At 33.6% G+C, this 21,955-nt stretch carries 18 protein-coding genes; 10 read left to right on the top strand and 8 right to left on the bottom strand.

Going from position 1 to position 21,955, the window contains the following annotated elements:
* The first annotated feature begins 98 nt into the window (after positions 1–98).
* Both V1503_RS01450 and V1503_RS01445 read left to right on the top strand, forming a co-directional pair.
* Positions 99–551: a VanZ family protein gene (locus V1503_RS01450; RefSeq protein ID WP_410624262.1), complete on the top strand. Its 453-nt coding sequence runs from the start codon at positions 99–101 to the stop codon at positions 549–551.
* A 29-nt stretch (positions 552–580) separates the two neighbouring features.
* Positions 581–1,393, top strand: coding sequence for a DUF2268 domain-containing putative Zn-dependent protease (locus tag V1503_RS01445; RefSeq protein ID WP_410624260.1), 813 nt, complete (start codon positions 581–583; stop codon positions 1,391–1,393).
* Between the two features lie 151 nt (positions 1,394–1,544).
* Here V1503_RS01445 and V1503_RS01440 read toward each other — a convergent pair whose 3' ends face one another.
* The 4 genes from V1503_RS01440 to V1503_RS01425 all read right to left on the bottom strand — a co-directional run bounded on the left by V1503_RS01440 (position 1,545) and on the right by V1503_RS01425 (position 6,514).
* Positions 1,545–2,657, bottom strand: a complete 1,113-nt coding sequence (locus V1503_RS01440) for a Ger(x)C family spore germination protein (RefSeq protein ID WP_214482135.1) — start codon at positions 2,655–2,657, stop codon at positions 1,545–1,547.
* Entirely contained in the window at positions 2,650–3,732 is a 1,083-nt protein-coding gene (locus V1503_RS01435) for a GerAB/ArcD/ProY family transporter (protein ID WP_214482136.1), read from the bottom strand. Before V1503_RS01435 ends, V1503_RS01440 begins: the two co-directional genes overlap by 8 nt.
* 59 nt (positions 3,733–3,791) lie before the next feature.
* The gene (locus V1503_RS01430; RefSeq protein WP_410624257.1) at positions 3,792–5,279 is read right to left on the bottom strand and encodes a spore germination protein; all 1,488 of its coding nucleotides are present in this window, start codon (positions 5,277–5,279) and stop codon (positions 3,792–3,794) included.
* 155 nt (positions 5,280–5,434) lie between these two features.
* Positions 5,435–6,514: a GerAB/ArcD/ProY family transporter gene (locus V1503_RS01425; RefSeq protein WP_410624256.1), complete on the bottom strand. Its 1,080-nt coding sequence runs from the start codon at positions 6,512–6,514 to the stop codon at positions 5,435–5,437.
* Positions 6,515–7,145: 631 nt separating this feature from the next.
* Between V1503_RS01425 and V1503_RS01420 the strand changes: the two genes are divergently transcribed.
* Positions 7,146–7,364, top strand: a complete 219-nt coding sequence (locus V1503_RS01420; protein ID WP_214482139.1) for a hypothetical protein — start codon at positions 7,146–7,148, stop codon at positions 7,362–7,364.
* Between the two features lie 603 nt (positions 7,365–7,967).
* Positions 7,968–8,426 (top strand): hypothetical protein, encoded by a 459-nt coding sequence (locus V1503_RS01415; RefSeq protein WP_214482140.1) that lies wholly within the window; start codon positions 7,968–7,970, stop codon positions 8,424–8,426.
* Between the two features lie 234 nt (positions 8,427–8,660).
* On the opposite strand, the gene V1503_RS01410 is transcribed toward V1503_RS01415, so the two are convergent.
* Entirely contained in the window at positions 8,661–10,187 is a 1,527-nt protein-coding gene (locus V1503_RS01410; protein ID WP_410624253.1) for an esterase/lipase family protein, read from the bottom strand.
* Positions 10,188–10,821: 634 nt separating this feature from the next.
* Between V1503_RS01410 and V1503_RS01405 the strand changes: the two genes are divergently transcribed.
* The 4 genes from V1503_RS01405 to odhB all read left to right on the top strand — a co-directional run bounded on the left by V1503_RS01405 (position 10,822) and on the right by odhB (position 16,754).
* Positions 10,822–10,938 carry a sporulation protein YjcZ gene (locus V1503_RS01405; protein ID WP_410624251.1) on the top strand — a complete coding sequence of 39 codons (117 nt, stop codon included), beginning with the start codon at positions 10,822–10,824 and terminating at the stop codon, positions 10,936–10,938.
* A gap of 364 nt (positions 10,939–11,302) precedes the next feature.
* Positions 11,303–12,109 (top strand): pyrroline-5-carboxylate reductase, encoded by an 807-nt coding sequence (gene proC / locus V1503_RS01400; RefSeq protein ID WP_410624249.1) that lies wholly within the window; start codon positions 11,303–11,305, stop codon positions 12,107–12,109.
* A gap of 545 nt (positions 12,110–12,654) precedes the next feature.
* On the top strand, positions 12,655–15,492 hold the full coding sequence (locus tag V1503_RS01395) for a 2-oxoglutarate dehydrogenase E1 component (protein WP_410624247.1): 2,838 nt from the start codon (positions 12,655–12,657) through the stop codon (positions 15,490–15,492).
* Positions 15,492–16,754 carry a 2-oxoglutarate dehydrogenase complex dihydrolipoyllysine-residue succinyltransferase gene (gene odhB / locus V1503_RS01390; protein ID WP_410624245.1) on the top strand — a complete coding sequence of 421 codons (1,263 nt, stop codon included), beginning with the start codon at positions 15,492–15,494 and terminating at the stop codon, positions 16,752–16,754. The genes V1503_RS01395 and odhB overlap by 1 nt, the downstream gene beginning before the upstream one ends.
* Before the next feature lie 51 nt (positions 16,755–16,805).
* Here odhB and V1503_RS01385 read toward each other — a convergent pair whose 3' ends face one another.
* Positions 16,806–17,474 carry a TetR/AcrR family transcriptional regulator gene (locus V1503_RS01385; protein ID WP_410624243.1) on the bottom strand — a complete coding sequence of 223 codons (669 nt, stop codon included), beginning with the start codon at positions 17,472–17,474 and terminating at the stop codon, positions 16,806–16,808.
* Positions 17,475–17,663: 189 nt separating this feature from the next.
* On the opposite strand from V1503_RS01385, the gene V1503_RS01380 reads away from it, so the two are divergent.
* Both V1503_RS01380 and V1503_RS01375 read left to right on the top strand, forming a co-directional pair.
* Complete coding sequence (locus tag V1503_RS01380) at positions 17,664–18,404, top strand: SDR family oxidoreductase (RefSeq protein WP_410624241.1); 741 nt, start codon at positions 17,664–17,666, stop codon at positions 18,402–18,404.
* A gap of 476 nt (positions 18,405–18,880) precedes the next feature.
* Positions 18,881–20,542 carry a glutamine--tRNA ligase/YqeY domain fusion protein gene (locus tag V1503_RS01375; RefSeq protein ID WP_320257452.1) on the top strand — a complete coding sequence of 554 codons (1,662 nt, stop codon included), beginning with the start codon at positions 18,881–18,883 and terminating at the stop codon, positions 20,540–20,542.
* A gap of 116 nt (positions 20,543–20,658) precedes the next feature.
* Here V1503_RS01375 and V1503_RS01370 read toward each other — a convergent pair whose 3' ends face one another.
* Both V1503_RS01370 and V1503_RS01365 read right to left on the bottom strand, forming a co-directional pair.
* Entirely contained in the window at positions 20,659–21,468 is an 810-nt protein-coding gene (locus V1503_RS01370; protein ID WP_320257451.1) for a lipid II flippase family protein, read from the bottom strand.
* 178 nt (positions 21,469–21,646) lie between these two features.
* Entirely contained in the window at positions 21,647–21,952 is a 306-nt protein-coding gene (locus tag V1503_RS01365) for a hypothetical protein (RefSeq protein WP_214482149.1), read from the bottom strand.
* Between the last annotated feature and the right edge of the window lie 3 nt (positions 21,953–21,955).

Raw genomic sequence — 21,955 nt, 5'->3', positions numbered from 1 at the left:
ATTATACTAATTTTACCAAAGGATATATGGTATGATATGAAGAGATTTATTTATGAATTTAGCTGCTTTGTTAGTTATAAAAACGTAGGGGAATAGGTATGTTGGATACGACACATTTGGCAAAGGATAAGAAAATCATATTTGCATGGTTGTTATTTGGCATTTATTTTTTGATGCTCATTTACATGATGTTCTTTGGATTTTCTAGAAGTAGTTTTGAAGAATCTTCGTACAACCTTATTCCATTTAAAACAATAGGTAATTATGTGAACAATATTGGATACTATAGTGCACGTGTAATCATGATAAATCTAATTGGGAATATCATTGTTTTTATACCTTTCGGATTATTTTTGTCTTTATTGATCCCTAAGCTGCGAAAAAGCGGTTTATTAATTTTAGTATTCATATGGTTGATTAGCAGTCTCGAATTACTTCAATTTGTTTTTAGCTTAGGTAGTTTTGATATTGATGACATTTTGTTAAATACTTTAGGTGCTTGGCTTGGATTAAAGGTGCTTCAAACAGTTAGAATGGCATTGGAAAATTAAAGATAATAATGGAAGGAGCTTATTTCATTATGGTATCTATTACTCAATTCGCCCCCTACAGCTTAATAGAAAAAAAGGATTACTTAGCACATTTAGTTCGCGGTCATGGCTTTAATTTCGAATTCAAAGAGGAGAGCAGTAAAGGTAGTAGCTCTTTAATTGATGATATAAACCTTCATAAATTGCAAACATTAACAAGTGAACAGCTTGTTGGATTACAATGGAATGAAGGGTTAATTGAAGCTGTTACCCAAAATGTCATGAGCCTAGTGTCAAAATATATTTATGTCGAAAACCTAGAAATAACAGTAGTCCCAGCTCTTGCAAAACCTCATCATATACCTCAGTCACTTTGTATTTTTGCCTATATAAATCATCATGGTAATATACTCATTTTCGTTCCACCAAACCCAGATCTCGATTACTTAAAATACGTTTTAGCACACCAGGCTTTTTACTCTTCTCCACAAAGCCCAGTTAATCAATTGAACGGCATTTTTACTTTAGCTGATTGGTTTAAATTGGAGGGGGCAGCCCAGTATTTTAGCCTATCCTTCTTTGAAGATAAGCGTTGGTGGGCTGACTACACAATAGATGAAGGGAGATACTGGGCTAGTGTGAAAGGGATGTTACAGTCAACAAATGTACAATTAAATAGGAAATTTTATTTTGGGTATTATGACGATGATATACCTACATATACTGGACAGGCATTTGCTTATAATACTGTTATGTCTTATGTAAAGAGGTTCCCTATTAACTCTTTTACAGAGTTATTCAATATTGATGTACAACATCTATTTGAAAATTGTGAGGACCACCTTTCACCATGCAATGTATAATTGTAAGCTAACTTAAATAATGTAGGCTCTTTTCGTAAACTTTTATCAGTGATTGAGAAAACAGCTTAACGAAAAATAACGAATGGCAGATCTTAGATAGGTCTGCCATTCGTTATTGTAACACTATAAATCAGCGTGGATCAGTCCTCAACTAGTTGCTCACGTCATCCTGATTAAATTTACCTATGTTTCGTATTTTTACATCTGATTTAATTGTGACGTCAATTTCTGGGTACACTTTATCCCAATCAAGGCTTTTCCACTCTTCATATGTAAGACTATTTCTTATTTTTTGGCCTAAGCCTATCACGTCAACATTATTCTTTTGTAGAAACTTCATTACAGCCATAGTTTCTTTATCAACGAGCTCTTTTATTATTTTTTCTAGTTTCTTTTGTTCTTTAGGTTCTTCAATATTCAAGTCACCGGTATACTCTTCTAAAGAACCAGTAACATGGATATCAATTTCTACTGAAAAGTGATCATCTTCTTTTTTGGTAATATGTATTTTATGTTTGTTACGTACATATGAAAGGTGAATATGATCTGCAATATCTCCCTTCATTAAATCGATATCAAGTAATCCTTTACGAAAGTTTTCTCTTAAAAAAAATAAGTAGACAGCTTGTTTTCTTGAGATCGTCGTAATAAGTTTATCTTCATTAAACAAGGCAAAGCTGTCAAACTCAATATTATTTGAAGTTGCTGTAAATACTGGTAAAAAGGGGTCAATGCCATCATCAAAATAAGATCTAGAAAATTGATATAAATTAACAGATGGAAAAACAAATGTCTTTTCGAACTTATTTAACATTGTATCTAAATATAAACCTAAGTTAGGTTCTTTTTCTAATTTCTTTGTAATGATTTGATCTGCTTTTCCTTTTGTCACAGCTAGCTTTACTCTAGAGCCAATGCTAGGATCTCGTAATGCTGTATGAATAATCGGTAAAATCCCTTCTTTTGCGAGTTCTTCCCCAAATAACATAATCTCAAGCTGACCATTTACGATCTCAAAGCTTGATTGCGCCATCGTATCAATCTCAATATCTTTCGTTGAATTCCCAGATGCTTGCAGTGTTTCAAAAACGTTACCAGTTTCTGTAGCGCGAGGATATAAGGCTGTAACATCAAGATAAGCATCCTCCTCTTCAGAAAGGTCATAACCTATTGCATTGATCATAGCTAAGTCATCAATTCCATAACTAGTATAACAGCCACTTAATAGGACAATGCATATTGTTACAAAGAATATGTTACGCATTTGTTTTCCTCCTCATATGTGTGATGCTTATAAGTACTATAAGGATAATTGGTAATAAAATAGCTATTCCGATTTCAATTCGTGCAAGTATTGTTAAGGCTAATTCAACCTCTCTCATCAATGTCAGGTTCAAAGAAATTATAAACGTAACGACTAACAATAATGCAAATGAGCGATTTGGCTTTATTTTTGGCAAAGCGTGCTTTATAGCTTCATTTGCAGACCAATAATACATGACAACAGTAACTAAAACGGATAAAGAAGCTAAATTATATAGAAAGCCTTCAATTCGTTCCACAAAAGGAAATCTAATGTAATCAAGCAATGTCAACGAAGGAAATGATTCATTTTTTAAGTACTCAAAGCTAAAATAACCAAAAGATACAAAGCAAACGAAGAAATAGACCGTTGTTGTAATAACATTTGCATAAAAAAATGATTTAATTGTAGATCTCTTTACAGCTAAATAAGGAAACAATAGCAAGATAATTTCATACCCTAAATAAGCAGTAAACACTCCGCTACCACCTTCAACTAATTTTTTGCTGCCTTCAAAAATAAATGGTGTAAATCGAGACAACCTAAATTCGGAAAGGTGGAAAAATAATAAAAACATAGTCCATATTGATAAAAAAAAGAAAATAACGGTTGCTTTACTAATATGATAAATGCCACTCGTTACGAGCCAATACGTTAATAATATCGATATAAATACGTATCCAGTAAATGGCATCGTCGGATAATATAACATTCTCAACAACATTTCAAAATCCTTTGCGATAAGAACTGCCAAAGTACCCCATTGCAGAGCTAAAAGGAGGTAAAAAGGCCGCAGCAATGAAATAGGTAAAGCATCCTCAAATATGTTAAATATCGACCTTCCTTTACCGAAATGAAACACGAGACTAATGAGCACTATATTTAACATGACGATTATGGAGATTAGTAAAACTCCAATCCACCCGTTAGTTCCAAAAGCATCAGCTGCTACACGAGGTAAGCTGAATAAAATAATCCCTGATTGAACCATATGGATAAGTATAGCAGTTGGAAAAGGTTGGAGTTTTTCTTGCATTCATAAGTCCCCTTTTCTTACAAAATCTTGTTTAAGCTACTCTCAACTAGCTTTTGTCGTTATTTTAATTTTTTTCTTGTATCATTTGTAGGGCTACTTATGTTAGGACGGGTATTAAAAATACTAAGAGGCCCTCTAATGATCGTATCTTTCCAACCACTAAGATTTGTTGGTGATATAGGCCAAAAATATGGCGCTTTTAAATTAGTTAATCCAGTGAGATGAATAACTAAACAAGCTATGCCAAATACAATGCCTAAGTTACCTAACAAACCAGCTAATAAAATAAATCCAAACCGAATAATCCTAATAGAATTACTCATGACATAACTAGGTATGACAAAAGAAGAGATGGCAGAAATTGAAACAGCTATAATTAAAATATTACTCGTAATACCAGCGTCTACTGATGCTGACCCAATGACAATTCCTCCAACAATACCGATTGTTTGACCAATCTTCGTCGGTAGACGTGCTCCAGCCTCTCTTAACAACTCAATGGTAAATTCCATCAACAATGCTTCCATTATTGGTGGAAAGGGCACATTACTTCTTGATGTAATTAAGCTAATTAATAGTAAGTCGGGTACCATTTCATAATGATATGTAGTTATTGACACATACAGAGCTGTAAAAGAAACAGTTACAAATAAAGCAAAAAGGCGTAACAACCTTGTAGCAGACCCAACGAGCCACCGCTGGTTATAATCATCTGTTGACTGAAAGAAATCAAAAAAGCTCGTTGGAGCACTGAACGCATAAGGACTGTTCTCCATCATGCCGACAACTTTTCCTTCAGTTAGTTTAGACGAAATGACATCTGGACGTTCTGTCGTATGAAATTGTGGAAAAGGTGAGTTTGGAGATTCATCGATTAATTGAACAAGCATGTTAACATCATAAATTGCATCAATCTCTATGTTTTCGATCCTTGTCTTAGCATCTTGGACAATTTGTTGATCAGCAATGCCATCAATATATAATAAATACACGTTACTTTTTCCTATTTCACCTACCGACAATTTTAGTACTTTTAAATGAGAGCTTTTCACTCTACGCCTAATTAGAGATAGATTTGTATCTATTAGTTCATTTAATGCATCATGTGGTCCTGTTATAATTGTCTCAGATTCAGCTGTTTGTATCGCGCGTGTTTCTAACTTTGTAGCTTCGAATATATACGTATTATTTTCGTGGAAAATAGCAGCGTTACCATCTAAGATTGCCTTTACTACTTCTTTATTTTCGTGGCTAGGCTGAAATTGGCTTTGCTGTAGAAACGAGTGCACTTCTTCAGGGTCAAGATCTTCTAATTTATCAATAACATCGCTGTTTAGTGTTTGTTTGTCAACCATATACTCGAAATAGATTAGCCTTACATCGACTCGTTGACAATATTTCTTAGATATGTCAGTACAATCTGTAAATTGCTGCTCAATATGTGAATAGGTAGGTTCAGGGTTACTATCATGCTTTTCTAATTCATTGTCGGATGTCTTCTTTTTAGTTGTATCATTTTTCATCCGCTTTTTAAAAAATGTAAACACTTTATCACCCCGAATTTATAGTAATTTCTAACTATGCGAATAAATTAGTCTCAATAAATGTTTTGTCCTTAGTATGGACTTCTATAGATACTCTATTCCAAGATAGGATATACCAATATGTCATATTAGAATCTTGACTAGAAGATTGGGATTAATTAAACATTTTGTTTATGACGTAAATGAGATATTCCTAATGTTAATAAGAGTAGTGTAGGAAGTAATACTGCAATGATTGCTTCAGCAAAACCGAGACCGAGTAACCACTTATCAACTTCAAGAGAGCCCTTAACAAAAAGCGATAAACAAAATGAGACGATAATTAAACTTAAAATCGATTTTCTAGGAGAAATTTTTGGAATTGCTTGTCTAAGAACTTGATCAGCACCCCAATAAAAAAACACAACAGTGATAATCACTTCTAATATAAAAAAGTGAAAAACAAAGCCTTCAACCCTTTCTATGAATGGAAACTCCAAATATTCAAGCATAGTTAGAATTGGAAATTTTTCATTTAACAATTGACGATAGCTAAATAAGCCAAAAGCAACAAAACATGTACTAACATAGACAAAAGTGACTATGGCATGTCCGAGTAATACTGATTTTACAGCTGTTTTCAGTTTCAGCATATAAGGTATAAAAAGAAGGGTTAGCTCATACCCTAAAAAAGCCGATACAACTTGTATCCCACCTTTGAATAGCTCTTTGTCACCTTTAAAAACAAATGGCGTTAATCTTGTAAATCTAAACTCGGGTAGAAGAAATCCTAATAATAATGTCATTAAGATGACAGCGAAGAAAACAACTGAAGCTTTGGCGATGTGATAAATTCCTCTTCGAACGAGCCAGTATGTAAAAAAAAGAGACATTAATACATATATATATGCTGTACGTGTTGGATAGAAAAATAAATTCAATTGCAATTCGAAATCTTTTGCTATTAATACTCCAAGAGTACTCCATAGTAACGCTAAAAAAAGATAAAATGGCCGCAATAAAAATTGTGGGAGTCCTTCATCCAAAATCTTAAAAATTGATTTTCCATTGCTATAAAAGAAGACTAAACCAATTGCTAATATGTTCACTGCTACTAGTAGAGATACAATTATTACCCCAATCCATCCATTCGTCCCAAAAGTCTCAGCACTGATACGAGGTAAAGTAATGATGGTAATGCCAATTTGTATCATATAAACAACGATAGTGACTTGATAAGGATGAAGTTTTTCTTGCATGTTGTATCTCCTTATTTTGTTACATGTTTTATGGAGCTTTGATTAGTATTAGCAATTGAGCTTTAACTATTCAAAGAACAAATACGATGTAGGATCGAAACAAAATAGGTGAAACGTGTATTTAGGGAAGTAATAGAAATTATATTGGAAGTCTATAACTATGCTGCTCATTGTTATAGGCACTTTTCGTAAACTTTGTTGTTATTTTTTCACTTACATTTAAGTAACTAATGTGTTTTAGATAACTTTATAACCTTTGAGTAGTAAAGAAGCTCCGAACGGTGGTTATATTTGTGATTAGCTCTTTTTACGGAAAGGAACTATTAATGTGAAAACTTCCTATTACAAACACCTAAACATAGACTAAGAAAATTTTTGATAGGCATAGGGGGATGTCCATACCGATTATTTACTACATACATATAATAGATAGAAGCGGAAGGATGCTGTAAAATATGTTCAGACAGTTACCCTATATTAAAAAGTTTCTATTTGGATCGGTATTTAGGCTATCTTTTTAGAATGGGTAATAAACATCTAAATAAAATCACAGTAATTGAGTATTAATAAACCTTTTCTAGTATTGCTATTTATCCTTCTCGCAAGATTTAGTTAGAAAGGAGGAATAAATATGCTACACGAAGAACACATCAGTAATTTAACAAATAGATACTATTATCAACCAGTTAGAGTGATGGGAGTTGGCGGCTGGAGTTATGATGGAGTCATTGAAGGTAGGACTGGAACGGGTTTATTTGTTCGTGGTCGTGGTGGAAGAAGGTTCTTTCCTTTTCGGGCTGTCGCAACGATCTTTTTGTTAAGTGCATTATTCCGTCGTCGCCGTTTCTAATTACCACATACTAAAAGGCTGTTTTTCATTGATAGTTGTTTTTCGTTTTAAGAAATAAACACGATGGGCATCTTTTTTCTACAACGTTAACTAACAATGTAAACCACTTTTTTGGTACTAATTTGATAACAATAGCAACAAAGTTACGAAAAGAGCCTAATAAAAATTAATGTTAGAGGGGATTAAGCCCACAGTCAAGATAACCTTTTGCATTCAATAAATATTGATTGTGGGGTCCGCCTAACATGTAAAATATTGTTAGAGGATGAATAAATCAGTTGTCCAGTTATTTGTGAATCTTACAAAGGAAAACAATTAGTTGTAGCATTGATTGATTAATGTGAAAAACGAGAATGTATAGCTGAGTAATGATGATATCGTATAGGTTGTTTATTAATGCTAAAGAATAACCACACATACATTCAGCCTTTGTGCTATTTTTATTCTTATTTTTATGATAGTCGTGTAATATATACAAAAAGAGCCTTAACAATGACTTCGTAATAGGGCAAAATATAAAACCTTTTATTAAGTATTATCATTTTATAGCTATAGGTATTTTCTATATAATGGATGTAATAACATTTACATAGGAGAGGGCACATGAATCAAAAAATTAGAGTGTTAGAAATTCGGCTAAATGATCGTTATAAAGACTATCCTGCACTATATCATTATAAAGATATCGATCGAGAACAAATATTTGTCAGACGTGAATGTGAGTATTATGTGAAGGACGGCATTGTATATGAACAAGTATCATCAGCATTAGAAGAGGACCGTTTCGTTTTATATGTGAACAAAATTGGAGATGATACGATCGATCCCAATGCACGTGTGAGAGAAAACTTATGTGTGGAAGTAAGGGAGTATAGGAGGATTGGAGAGCAAAAGCTTCTTAAAATATATGATTGTCGTGATCATATGGACGTTTTAGGATATATAGGTAATTCATTTATATATATAGAAGGAAAAGAGTATAAAAGGTCGTCGGTAGAGGCAGATGAGGATCGGCAAACATATATTTTATACGTAAATGATACTGGTACTGTCCTTGAATGATATATGAGTAGAAATTTAATGGGTACGTAAAATATATAGAAGAAAAAAGAGCTTGAATATTGTTTCAAGCTCTTTTACGCAACAGATTAGTTTAATAGATAAAAGATTAATGTTAAATACGAGAATAACCTAATTTTACTTATTTTGTAATAAAGGATAAAGTCGCAAATTATTATATTCTAAATCCTCTTGAATAAATTATCTTCGAACCTAATTCAACAAAACAAATTGACTTTAATTTTCATCATATTGATAATAAGATTTCACAGCAGTTCGGTAAAATGTTTCACCATCCTCGGTCGTTCCAACAATTTCATAGGTGACATTGTACGTATCAGCTTGGATTATATCAAGAATTTCATTCGAAATATCTCTAGGTTTTTTTTGCTTAGATTTATTTTTCTTCACTTTCTTATCAATCTTTAATTTTTTATCTTTTTTATCTTTATTTTTCGCTTCTTTTTCAAGCTCTCTCCAATTTAAGTTAAGTGCATTTGACCCTTGAAAATTTGTAACTATAAAGTAGGCATCTTCGTTGCTACTATTTATATCTATTTGCCATTCTCCAGCACCAGGTTGGTCTATAGTAAATGTTTGAATATAAGTGTTTTTAAAGAAATTCTCTCCCTCAGATTGTATATATTGCTTTGATTTTTTTGTATATTCTTTTCCTTTCGGAGATATAAGCTTTACATTCACATCTTCGCTAGCTGTTAATATTTGAAATACAACTCTATTATTATCAGATTCTACGGGGATAAGTTCTTCTACTAGTTGATTAGTAGATAAACTACCGCCTCTTAATAATTGTTCAGGTACATATTGCGAGTCAGATGAAGCAGCTGTGAACCAATTTGCCGATGTGTGAGCAGATGTATCATTTAACAAAGTTGCAATTCTATCAAAGGAACTGTTGCCCATCCGAATATTATCGTGATCTATGTCGTCTCCTCCACTAAAAAAGTGAGTGCCATACGGAAGCTTAGAACTCCATACAGGAACAAGACCATCGTTATCACCGCCTATATACGCACCACCAAACCAAAGAGCAGAAAAGAAAGGCCCCCATCCAGTGCCTGAAGCAGTATAATAGTTATTTTTGTATGCGCTTTCATTTTCGTCGGTAATTAGACGGAATTTTTCCATTTCCCCTGTTTGCATTGCATATGTTCCTTCATCAGTTCTGCCAATCAAGTCTGCTAACCAATTTGCCCAAGAACTATATGCCAAATCAGCTAAAGGAGAACCATAGTGTGGAGAAGATAATGTTATGACATCGTTTACGTATGGCCATGCTCCAAAATGGACGAGCGCTGTTTGTGAATCGACCCCTCCTTTACTATGAGCGATAATAGTAACTTGCTCTCCAAAATAGTTGTAAATTTCCTCTAACATCGGTGCTAGCATTTGACCATTATGCCACATATCCGCAGCATCTCCACCAGTTGCATCCTCAAGTTGTACAAAAGCTGTTCGATAGCCATTAGCATATGCATAATTGTACATATCGTTTTCACCGTAATAAACTGTTTCTTCCCACCAATCCTTAGCGTTTCCGTGTAAACCTTGGACGAACACGAGAGGAGATTTGTTCATATTCACATTGTCAGGTAATGCACCTAAGTACCAAGTTCCAGGTGTGTTAGTTACATTAATTGGTTTTGGAATTGCATCTGTTACAATAGCACCTTTTACAATACTTGATGGAAATACTAGCATCGCAGTTAATAGCACGATTAATAGATAAGTACGGATTTTCATTTTTCCAACTCCTTTAATTCATATTTACTACTATATAGTAAATGCATATATCTAATTGTAATATTACAAATATTCAGTGTATTTATCAAGATTGATAATATTTTCACAAGTAATGTAAGTTATGGGCTAAGTAAAAAGTCTTATTTTGTATTCGCATTTGCTCTCATTAAGGTTGATATAAGTAAGGTTCTTTTCAAAAACTATGTTGCTTATTTTCCCTCACATTTGAGAGACTGAATGGTTTTATATGACTTTCATAGTCTATAGAGAAGAAAGATGCCTCGAGCATTAGATGTATTAGAATTTAGCTATTATTACGATAATCAACAATTAATTGGATAACAGTCTTTTGTTAAGAAAAATCACAAGCTTATACAATCAGAAAAAAGGAATTTTGTTGTTATTAAATAAAAACAGCTATGCAATGGTTTATTTGGCTTTAACTGTATTAAAGTAACAAGGATCCCTCAAATCAAATTTAAATTTGCCATTGTTTCTAAGTACGAAAACAACAGCTATATGAAAAATAATAAAGATCACCATAAATTGGGTGTTTTCATCATGTGCATTCGTACAGTCAGTTTGTTTTTATACACATAAACTGAACATATAACTAGAAAGGAGGAATGGTAATATGTATGGTTATGGTGGTTATGGATATGGTGGAGGACCTTTTGGTGGATTTGCGTTTATTGTAGTATTATTCATACTGTTGATCATTGTACTTGGAGTTGTGGTACGTCCTTATTAGAGTATACAAGATAACAGCATCTTTCATTCATGAAATTAGATGTTCAATAGCGTAAATGCATTGGATCTATAAATAGGTTGATCGCCTATATGGCTTTTAAGGTAGTACTCTTATAAAAAGAAGAGTACTCCTTTATTTTATTTTGAGGAATGAAATAGTTTTTAGGCTGAAAATAAATACTATTACTGATCTAAAGGAAGTAAAGTCCCTCAAGATTTATCGTGAGTATAATTAAATACTTCATTATTAATAGTGACTACGTTATAATCGTTTATTGTGGTAGTTAAAGATCAAGAAACAAATTTGAATTTAAGAAATATTGATTAGATCAACAAATATGTCTATTAATGGAGTGGAACATCTAATGAAAAAAAAGATCTTATTTATTGGTGCAGGCAGAATGGCCGAGGCCATTTTTTCTGGTTTACTAACATACAAAAAAGAGTATATTGAAGAAATTATTGTTACGAATCGAACAGATGAACAAAGATTATTTGATTTGAAGGAAAAATATGGTGTCACAACATCAACAAAATGGCAGGATGAGGTCGCCCATGTAGATATCATTATTTTGGCTATGCCTCCTGAAGCGCACAAAGAGATACTAGAAGATTTGTCTTTATGGATTAAAGGACAATTAGTTGTCACTATAGCAGGTGGAATAGGCATACAGCTACTAGAAAATATTCTGCCTGAGGAGACGCCAGTTGCTTGGATTATGCCAAACACTGCTGCAAACATTTCTCAATCTATGTCTTTATACACTTTTGGCAAAGCTGTTAAGGAGAAGCATCGCCAAGAGTTAGAGCTAGTATTAACTGGAATAGGTGATGCAGAACTATGTACAGAGCAACAAATACATGATTTAACTGCTATTACTGGAAGTGCACCAGCGTTTTTATATCGTTTTGCTGAGGCGTTAGAACAGTCGGCGTTAGAATACGGTGTTACAAAAGCCCAAGCACGCAAGCTCGTTACGCAGATGATATATGGATCAGCTGCTATGTTGAAGGAAGGACATGCTCCCGACGAACTACGTGATCAAGTGACATCACCTGGAGGTTCTACAGCAGCAGGAATAGAAGTGTTAGATCAAAATCAATTTACAAATATTATTGAGCAAGCGGTTATCGCAACACAAAAGAAGGCACAACAACTGGCAGGTAAATAAATAACTATTCCTCGGTACGTGACCTCGTTTTACTGAGTAATATTAACAAAAAAGTACAATAAAAAGCCTAAAAGAAAGATACCTCTACAGCCAATCATCTGACTATAATGAGGTATCTTTTACTGTCTTATTAAGCTCTTTTCGTGAATTTTGCCGTTTTTTCTCTTGAATTTGATTTTTAAGTCTTTAGGGGAAAAAGATGCCATAACGTTAGTTAAATTCGTCTTTAGTATTAGGTAAGCAACAAATAATGCGAAAAAAGCCTTTATTAATAACTAATACTATTTAAATTTAATGATAACAATATGGTTATGTCAAAATGGTTGTCGCTTAAAGTTAGGCATAACCGTGTACGATAATAGTAAAAATAATAATGAAGCTTACGAGAAGAAGATTGTCAACTTTATTTATTATTTGAAGCATTATTTTTGTAATATGTGTGCGTTTCTGTTATTTTTTAATTGAGAATTAAATTCAATTAAATATACTACAACACTTCTTATAGTTACATCATATTCATTCATATAAATGGGAGGGTAACTAACATGACAAACAGAAAACATGGCTTTCAATGGCAATCGTTTTCTGGACCAAACATGGCGTATGTTCAAGAGCAATATGAGTTATTTTGTAATAATCCTAATCAAGTGGATGATAGTATTAAACAATTATTTGTTAAGTGGGGACCGCCTACTTTTTCAATTAATAAGCATTGTGAATCTCAAAACAACCAATCAGACCAATTATCAAAAGTTGCTTCGGCAATCCAGCTTGTTACAATGATCCGAACAAAGGGACATTTGTATGCAAAAATTAATCCGCTCCATAAGCATTTTAATCAAAATGCTTCTTCACCTAACTTTCTAAACTTAGAGACGTATCATTTAACGAAAAATGATCTGAACAATATGACTGCCGATATTATATGGGAGCATGCACCTCACTCAATACGTACCGGACTTTCTGCTATCGAAAAATTAAAAGAGCTCTATACAAGTTCATTGTCATTCGAATTTAATCACGTACAAGACTTAGAAGAAAGGGCATGGCTATATAAAGTAGTTGAAACTGAGTCTTTGTATGAAGAGTTGCCACAAGAGCAAAAGGTAAGTCTTCTTGAGCGCTTAATTGAAGTTGAGAGCTTTGAAATGTTTTTACACAAAACATTCGCAGCTCAAAAACGGTTTTCAATTGAAGGGCTTGATATGTTAGTTCCAATGTTAGATGAAATTATTTATGCAAATGCAAAAACAGGGACTAAAGACATTCTGATAGGGATGGCACATAGAGGTAGGTTAAATGTGCTGGCTCATGTTTTAAGAAAACCATATGAAAAAATCTTTGCTGAGTTTCATCATGCACCGAATAAACATCTTGTCCCATCTGAAGGATCAACAGGGATAAATTACGGTTGGACGGGTGATGTTAAATACCATTTAGGTGCAGATCTTAATATTCACGAACAAGAAAGTATTCACACAAAAATACACCTCGCGAATAATCCTAGCCATTTAGAATTTGTTAATCCTGTTGTTCAAGGGTTTACCCGTGCAGCCCAAGAAAATCGACAGAAGCGAGGATTCCCGATACAAAACCAAAGTAGTGCATTAAGTATTCTCATTCATGGTGATGCTGCCTTTCCAGGAGAAGGTATCGTAGCAGAATCATTAAATTTAAGCCGATTAAGAGGATATCAAACAGGCGGTACGATACACATTATTGCAAATAATCAAATTGGATTTACTACAAGCCCTGTTGACTCTCGTTCTACATTGTATGCAAGCGATATAGTCAAAGGTTTTGAAATACCTATCATACATGTAAATGCTGATGATCCGGAAGCTTGCTTAGTAGCTGTACGCCTCGCTTCACAATATAGGGAGAAATTTAAGAAAGATTTTCTCATAGATTTGGTAGGTTATCGTCGTTATGGCCATAATGAGACAGATGATCCAATGGCAACACAGCCTTTAACGTATAACTTGATTCATAAGCACACTCGAGTAGCTGAAAAGTATGCTGAGCAACTATATGAGAAGGGACAGTTCAGTGTTGAGCGCTTCAATAATTATAGACAATTTATGAACAACAAATTATCCGATAGTAATAAACAAATAACTGCACAAGAAAATACGAACGATAAGACCAGCATAAATGAAAGGTTATCATCTAACTTTTCAGAGAAAAAAACTCTAATAACTGAAAAACAACTACTCGATATTAATACTTCATTAGTCGAATGGCCTGAAGACTTATATGTATACCCGAAATTAAAAAAAATACTGCTGAGACGAAAGGAAACGTTGAACGAACAAGGAAAAGTTGATTGGGGGTTAGCTGAAGTGTTAGCGCTTGCATCAATTATTTCTGATGGTACACCGATAAGAATGACAGGCCAAGATATTGAAAGGGGCACATTTGCCCACCGCCATATTGTTATAAATGATTATCAAACTGATAGAAAATTTTCTGCTTTACACAACATGGACCATAGCAAAGCATCTTTTGCGGTATATAATAGTCCATTGTCTGAAGCGGCCGTACTAGGTTTTGAGTATGGATACAGCGTTTATGCTTCAGATACATTGGTTATTTGGGAGGCACAATTTGGAGATTTCGTGAATGCTGCGCAAGTAATCATTGACCAGTTTATATCAGCTGGGAGAGCTAAATGGGGACAGAAGTCAGGGTTAGTCATGCTACTTCCACATGGATACGAGGGACAAGGACCAGAACATTCAAGCGCTCGGTTAGAACGTTTTTTAACCTTGTCTGCGGAAAATAATTGGACAGTGGCTAATGTAACTTCCTCTGCGCAATATTTTCTCATTCTCAAAAGGCAAGCAGCTATGTTAAGTGATGAGGGGGTTCGTCCACTAATTATAATGACACCGAAAAGTTTACTACGTCATACAAAGGCAATGTCATATATTGAGGAATTCACTAATCAGCAATTTCAAGAAGTTATTGAACACCCGCTTGTTGGAGAAGATTATGAGGCTGTGACACGGCTTATTCTTTGTACAGGAAAAATTGCCGTAGATATAGTTTCTGAGTTGGAGACGAGATCCACAATAGCATCACGTAATATTCATATATTACGTATAGAACAATTATATCCTTTTCCAAAAGAGGAAATTATTCAAAAAATACAACGCTTTCCAAATTTAGCTGAGATCTTTTGGGTACAGGAAGAACCTAAGAATATGGGGGCTTGGGAATTCATTTATAAGTTGTTACAACCTTCCTTACAGCGTGTGAAATTTGATTATATAGGACGACCGTATCACTCAAGTCCTGCAACAGGAGATCATGTAATTCATAAGTTGGAACAGGAGCAAATTATCCAACAAGCACTGAAAATAACAGAGGAGTGGGCATAATGAAAGAAATTAAAGTACCGGAACTCGCAGAATCTGTTACAGAAGGTACGATTTCTGAGTGGTTCAAGCATAAGGGTGATTCCATTTCCAAAGGTGAAGCGATAGTAGAGTTAGAAACTGACAAAATTAATATAGAAATTTATGCAGAATATGATGGAGTATTAGAGGATATTTTAGCTGAGCCAGGTGAAGTTGTTTTTGTAGATCAAGTAATTGCGAAAGTAAATGATAACAGAGAAGTTCTTACTTCAAACGAGTCATTTTCTAATGTTGCTACCGAAGAAACAGTTCATGGTGATCAACCGAAAATAGATGTACGTGAGGGAGAGCAAACGAACAAAATGTCATCACAAAATGAGCGTCCGATAGCAACACCAGCCGCTAGGAAAAAAGCTAGAGAATTAGGGATTGATCTAAAAAAAGTTGATTCAAGTGATTTGCTCGGTCGTATTAGACCTGAAAATGTCATAAACTATGCTACTTCAATCCAAGAAAAGCAAGATAAATCAACGATAACTGACTATGCTCAACCACCTTTCACTGACCTTACTCAACCTAAACAAATTGAACGGATTCCAATGTCACGGCGCCGTCAAACAATTGCACACCATTTAGTTCAAGCGCAACAACAAGCAGCGATGTTGACTACTTTTAATGAAGTAGATATGACAGCAATTATAAATTTGCGTAATAGGAAAAAGCAAAGGTTTGAAGAAAAATATGATGTTCGCCTTGGCTATATGTCTTTTTTTACGAAAGCAGTTGTAGGTGCATTAAAAGCCTTTCCAATGTTAAATGCTGAAATTCAAGACAACGAAATTTTACTAAAACGATATTATGATATCGGTATTGCTGTGTCAGCAGAAGAGGGCTTAGTTGTTCCAGTTCTCCGTGATGCAAACCAATTAAGTTTTGCAGACATTGAAAAGGGAATTAGGAATTTGGCCTCTAAAGCTAGAGAAAAAAAATTATCACTTCAGGATTTACAAGGAGGTACATTTACGATTACTAATGGTGGTGTGTTCGGTTCATTGTTTTCAACTCCAATTTTAAATGCACCCCAAGTAGGGATATTAGGGATGCATAAAATTCAAAAAAAACCGATTGTTATTGATGAAGATGATACGATTGCAGTTCGACCAATGATGTATATTGCTCTTTCTTATGACCATAGAATCATTGACGGCAGAGAAGCAGTGCAATTCCTTGTCCATGTAAAAGAACTGGTAGAGGACCCTGAATCATTATTACTTGATGGATAATTTATGATGATGGGAAAGGGTGAGATTAATATTTAATCTCACCCTAAAAATTTATAAATATGACGTTGCTAATTTGCGAGAAAGATGTTCAATGATCTCTGTCATTGCTTCATCGTTTGCAGATAGCAGTGTTTCACTTTTTATGATTTGTATTTTTTTTGCTTCATAATAATCTAATAAAGCCTGTTTAGTCGTTAAGCCTTCTTCTAATAAATAGGATGGTTCTAGTAATTTTCTTAATGCAACCTCATCTTGCATAAGCAGAATTTGGGGATTTAATGAATGAAAAACCCCTTCTTTCATCCCTTGTTCGTAAAAATATTTAATGGTCGTTTTTCGTTTTCTTCTTGCAAAAATAATTTCTTCATATAAATTTGGAAAACCAATTTTCAATTCTTCTAAAAACAATTCAGAAATATATATAGCCGTTAGTACTTCTTGCTCAAAAACTTTTTGGAAACGTTCTATATAAGTAAATTGATTATTTTCAATGGTTTGTTCGCCTTGCTTAAAATATTCAATATAGTTAACCGTTATTTCATTTAAGATTTCTTCTTTTGAAGAGAAATAATTGTAAAGTGTCGCTTTGCTAATTTGCATATGCTCAGCTATATCTTGAATTTTAAGTGAATTAAATCCTTGAACTCGAATGATACTCATTAATTTTTGTGCATATGTTTTTCTCATTTGTTCCCTTAACTTAGGATCAATCTTACGCATAGAAAATCCCCCTTAACAACTTAATTATAACATATACTAATATAGCCTTATAATAAACATTTTAGACAAAAAAAGTTTTTTTAGTTTACAATGTCGGGTGATGGTGTTATAGTTACATATGTAATACATTTTAGACTAAAAAAACATTATTAGTATAAAAAGTTAAAATATTAAAGGAGTTGTTTTATTATGACAAACAAAGTGGCAATCATAACAGGAGCGAGTAGTGGGATTGGTCAGGCAACAGCTTTAAAGTTAGCAGAGCAAGGATATCAAGTGATGTTAGCTGCAAGACGGGAGGAAAGATTAAAGGAATTACAAGCACAAGTTAAGGAAATTGGTGGTCAGGCTTCATATCATGTGACAGATGTAACATCGTTTGAGGAAATGGAAACTTTAGCGAAAGAAACGATCAATGTTTTTGGTAAAATAGACGTACTAGTAAACAATGCAGGGATTATGCCGTTGTCATTTTTGAACAAAAGAAAAGTGGATGAATGGGATAAAATGATTGATGTGAATATAAAAGGAGTACTTTATGGGATCGGAGCGGTTCTACCGTATATGGAAGAACAAAAATCAGGGCACATCATCAATATTTCTTCTGTAGCAGGGCATCGAGTTGGGCCTGGAAGCTCTGTTTATAGTGGCACAAAATATGCTGTAAGAGCTATTACCGAAGGGCTGCGACAAGAAATGAAATCAGGACAAAATATTCGTACAACAATTATTTGCCCTGGAGCAGTTGCAACAGAACTCACTCATACAATTACAGATGAGGATGTTATCCGTAATTTCCAAGAAAGATATGTTGATTTAAAGACATTACATGGTATAGACATTGCAAATGCGATTGCGTATGCAGTTCAACAGCCTGATCATGTTGATGTAAATGAAATCATCGTTCGTCCAACAGATCAAATGTTGTAATAAAGTATCATTGCTAATAAATTTAATACATGAACAGAGTCTGTTGTTAAGCTTCGCAATATGTGTAATAAGATTTTATTATTACACTAAATTGAGCTTAAGCTTCAGGCTCTTTTTATTAGGCTATTTTCGATGGTTGTTATTGTCACTAAATTAGTATAGTAAAAAGGGATTTAGAACGTTTGACATATTTCAAAATAAAGACGCAACGAACGATAGTTGTGTGCTTGTTTATTACTAAATTTTAGAAAACAACAATTAATGCGAAAACAGCCTTTTCCGTGTAGCTTTTGTATTTTCCAAATAAGCTAAATGGCTCACATGTAATATTAAAGTGAGACAACCTTTCTTTCTTATAAGGTTGTAATAATTCTTGTAGAAAACCTTATTGGCAAAATATAAATATATATGATATAAATATTAATAAATCTAAAATGGTACATAAATATTTATTTCATACGAGAGGTTGAAAAATTGTGGACAATAACTCATCTAATTTTATTAGACCAATGATAAAGAAGGATTTAGAAACTGGAAAGCGTGATCATGTTACTACTCGTTTTCCACCAGAGCCAAATGGTTACTTACATATAGGTCATGCTTTAGCTATTATTACGAATTTTGATTTAGCTGATGAATTTAATGGGAAAACCAATTTACGCTTTGATGATACAAACCCATTGAAGGAAGATATTGAATTTGTCAATTCAATAAAACAAGATATAGAATGGCTTGGCTTTGATTGGGATGGGTTATTTTTTGCTTCAGATTATTTTGAAGAAATGTATAACCGTGCTATTTTATTAATTAACAAAGGTAAGGCATATGTAGATGACCTTTCCCCAGATGAAATCCGTGAATACCGTGGTACTTTAACTGAACCAGGTAAAGATAGTCCATACCGGAACCGATCTGTGGAAGAAAATCTTGATTTGTTCAAACGCATGCGTGATGGTGAATTTGCTAATGGCGAACGCGTGTTAAGAGCCAAGATCGATATGAGTTCTCCTAATATAAATTTAAGAGATCCAGTTCTTTATCGTATTTCACATACGACACACCATAATACTGGAGATAAGTGGTGTATTTATCCTGTATATAGTTTTGCACATCCGATAGAAGACGCGATAGAAGATGTAACTCACTCACTTTGCTCATTAGAATTTGAAGATCAAAGGCCTTTATATAATTGGGTCGTTGAAGAAAGTGAAATGGACAGCAAGCCACAGCAAATTGAGTTTGGGCGTCTGAACTTAACGAATACTGTAATGAGTAAGCGAAAACTAAAGCAATTAGTTGAAGAAGGGTATGTTGATGGGTGGGATGACCCACGTTTACCAACTATTTCTGCATTGCGAAGAAGAGGGTATACACCTGAATCTATCCGTGCTTTTATTCGTGAATTAGGTGTAACTAAAGGAACAGGTGAAGTAGATTCTAGAATGCTTGAACATTTTATTAGAGCAGATTTAAAGTTAACTTCACCACGTACGATGGGGGTACTTCGTCCATTGAAGGTTGTCATTACCAATTATCCTGAAGGACAAGTAGAGATGTTAGATGCTGAAATTAATCCTGAAAATCCTGAGATGGGCTCAAGACAAATTCCATTTTCACGAGAGATATACATTGAACAAGAGGATTTTATGGAGAATCCGCCAAAAAAATATTTCCGACTATTCCCTGGTAATGAAGTGCGATTGAAGCATGCTTATTTCATAAAATGTGAAGAGGTAATCAAGGATGATGACGGTAATGTTGTTGAAATACATTGTACGTATGATCCTGAAACGAAAAGTGGCTCAGGCTTTACTGGACGTAAAGTGAAAGGAACCATTCATTGGGTTGATGCAAACGAAGCTATTCCTGCAGAATTCCGCTTGTATGAGCCTTTGATTTTAGATGAGGAAGAGCAAGAAGAAGAAATTCAGGAAGAAAAAACATTTATTGATCGTGTAAATCCTAATTCTTTGCAAATCTTAAATGGGTTTATTGAACCTAATATGAAAAATGTAAAACCACAAGATAAATTTCAGTTTTTTAGACACGGATATTTTAATGTAGATCCTAAACATACTTCTGATGAACATACTGTTTTTAACTTAATTGTTTCATTAAAAAGCTCATTTAAATTGTAAGAGTTTTACAAAAGAGGGTCAGCCCCACTAAATTACAGTGGAGCTTGACCCTTTTGTTTCTTTCTCAAGTAATTTAATCATCTTACCAGCTGTATAAATTACTACCCAAGTTAACATTAATATATTAATAAATTAGTTAATTTAGTTATCCATACAATTATATACGCAGATGGAATTAAAAATAATTGCGCTAATATTGTGCCAAAGAGCCTTGATATCATTAACCAGCCATATGTTTCAGCCATCTTATCAGCACCTTTAGGATGATTCATTGATTTTTCTGTTAACAATGCAACCTGGGGATCTAAAAAGATAGTAAGTAAAATTGTGGCAAAGCCATTTATAACCCCTGTAGTCATTAACGAAGCTGTTGATGTTTCATCATTTAGTAAAGAAGCATATAACGATGCGAGAACCCCTGAAGTATAAATAGCAGTTACTATCATATTAGTAAGTAATATTCTTTTCGGTATTCCGCCAATCCGGAGTCTATGTATCATTTGAAATCTAGGGTATTTTACGTATTTATCCGTATGTTTTAGTTTTTGAATATTTGTCGTACTAAAAAGCCTGATAACAGATCCCTCTATTTCAAAACGTTTTATGACCTTAACTGATAATCTTGTCATAGTAGGAAATAACAATATCGCAATAAATGTTCCAATAGTTGCGCTTAAAAGTACTAATCGTAAAATTGGTACGATATCAACACTTGTATTCACTTTAGCTTGATCAACAATTCCACCGAGTAAAACTACATGAAACATATTCGATGTCCTTGCAACTAATAAAACAACACCTGTTAACGATAATGAAACTGCAAGTTTTCTAAGTCGAACCCCTCCTAAACGTATGCTATAAGATAATGTTTCAACACTATGGATAACAATAGTAAAAAAAATAATAATAGAAATTATTGTAAACATATAATCACCTAATGCTATCATATTACAATTTTAGACAAATAGATATACATAAAAAAAGGAAAAGATAGCAGATGTCCATTTCTACATAAAAATCTATATTTGTCATGTGAAAGTGAGGTTGACTATTTTAAATCGAACCTCACTAGAAGACTAATTTTATTTAGGTCGATACATTGACCTATTTTTTGCTTTCTACATAAGGCATAATATCGTACGGAGTAAGTATGGTTCTCTTTTTTCTCTCATCTGTATACATAAAAACCTCTTTCCCATTTACTTTCCATTCCTTTGATTTTAGGTGTTTTATAATAGCATAGTTTAGTGAATACATTTGTTTAAAAGAATTATAGTCGAGTAAAAGTTGGCCTTCTTTATTGAGTGTAACATTTGTTTCAATGAACATTGATTCTGCTTTTTTTACTGAAACGATGAAGTCAAAGAGTGTTTTTGAATTTTTATATTCAGGTGCATTAATATCCCCCAATTA

Origin of the sequence: Nanhaiella sioensis, from assembly GCF_046557775.1 — a bacterium.
Taxonomy (GTDB): domain Bacteria; phylum Bacillota; class Bacilli; order Bacillales; family SM2101; genus Nanhaiella; species Nanhaiella sioensis.
Note: the sequence above shows the minus strand (reverse complement) of the source record. Positions and strands in the feature narration are given on the sequence as shown.

Bases quoted from the DNA above. Each gene is read 5' to 3' on its own strand.
- V1503_RS01450 (WP_410624262.1), top strand. From the start codon at position 99: ATGTTGGATACGACACATTTGGCAAAGGATAAGAAAATCATATTTGCA.
- V1503_RS01445 (WP_410624260.1), top strand. From the start codon at position 581: ATGGTATCTATTACTCAATTCGCCCCCTACAGCTTAATAGAAAAAAAG.
- V1503_RS01440 (WP_214482135.1), bottom strand. From the start codon at position 2,657: ATGCGTAACATATTCTTTGTAACAATATGCATTGTCCTATTAAGTGGC.
- V1503_RS01435 (WP_214482136.1), bottom strand. From the start codon at position 3,732: ATGCAAGAAAAACTCCAACCTTTTCCAACTGCTATACTTATCCATATG.
- V1503_RS01425 (WP_410624256.1), bottom strand. From the start codon at position 6,514: ATGCAAGAAAAACTTCATCCTTATCAAGTCACTATCGTTGTTTATATG.
- V1503_RS01420 (WP_214482139.1), top strand. From the start codon at position 7,146: ATGCTACACGAAGAACACATCAGTAATTTAACAAATAGATACTATTAT.
- V1503_RS01415 (WP_214482140.1), top strand. From the start codon at position 7,968: ATGAATCAAAAAATTAGAGTGTTAGAAATTCGGCTAAATGATCGTTAT.
- V1503_RS01410 (WP_410624253.1), bottom strand. From the start codon at position 10,187: ATGAAAATCCGTACTTATCTATTAATCGTGCTATTAACTGCGATGCTA.
- V1503_RS01405 (WP_410624251.1), top strand. From the start codon at position 10,822: ATGTATGGTTATGGTGGTTATGGATATGGTGGAGGACCTTTTGGTGGA.
- proC (WP_410624249.1), top strand. From the start codon at position 11,303: ATGAAAAAAAAGATCTTATTTATTGGTGCAGGCAGAATGGCCGAGGCC.
- V1503_RS01395 (WP_410624247.1), top strand. From the start codon at position 12,655: ATGACAAACAGAAAACATGGCTTTCAATGGCAATCGTTTTCTGGACCA.
- odhB (WP_410624245.1), top strand. From the start codon at position 15,492: ATGAAAGAAATTAAAGTACCGGAACTCGCAGAATCTGTTACAGAAGGT.
- V1503_RS01385 (WP_410624243.1), bottom strand. From the start codon at position 17,474: ATGCGTAAGATTGATCCTAAGTTAAGGGAACAAATGAGAAAAACATAT.
- V1503_RS01380 (WP_410624241.1), top strand. From the start codon at position 17,664: ATGACAAACAAAGTGGCAATCATAACAGGAGCGAGTAGTGGGATTGGT.
- V1503_RS01370 (WP_320257451.1), bottom strand. From the start codon at position 21,468: ATGTTTACAATAATTTCTATTATTATTTTTTTTACTATTGTTATCCAT.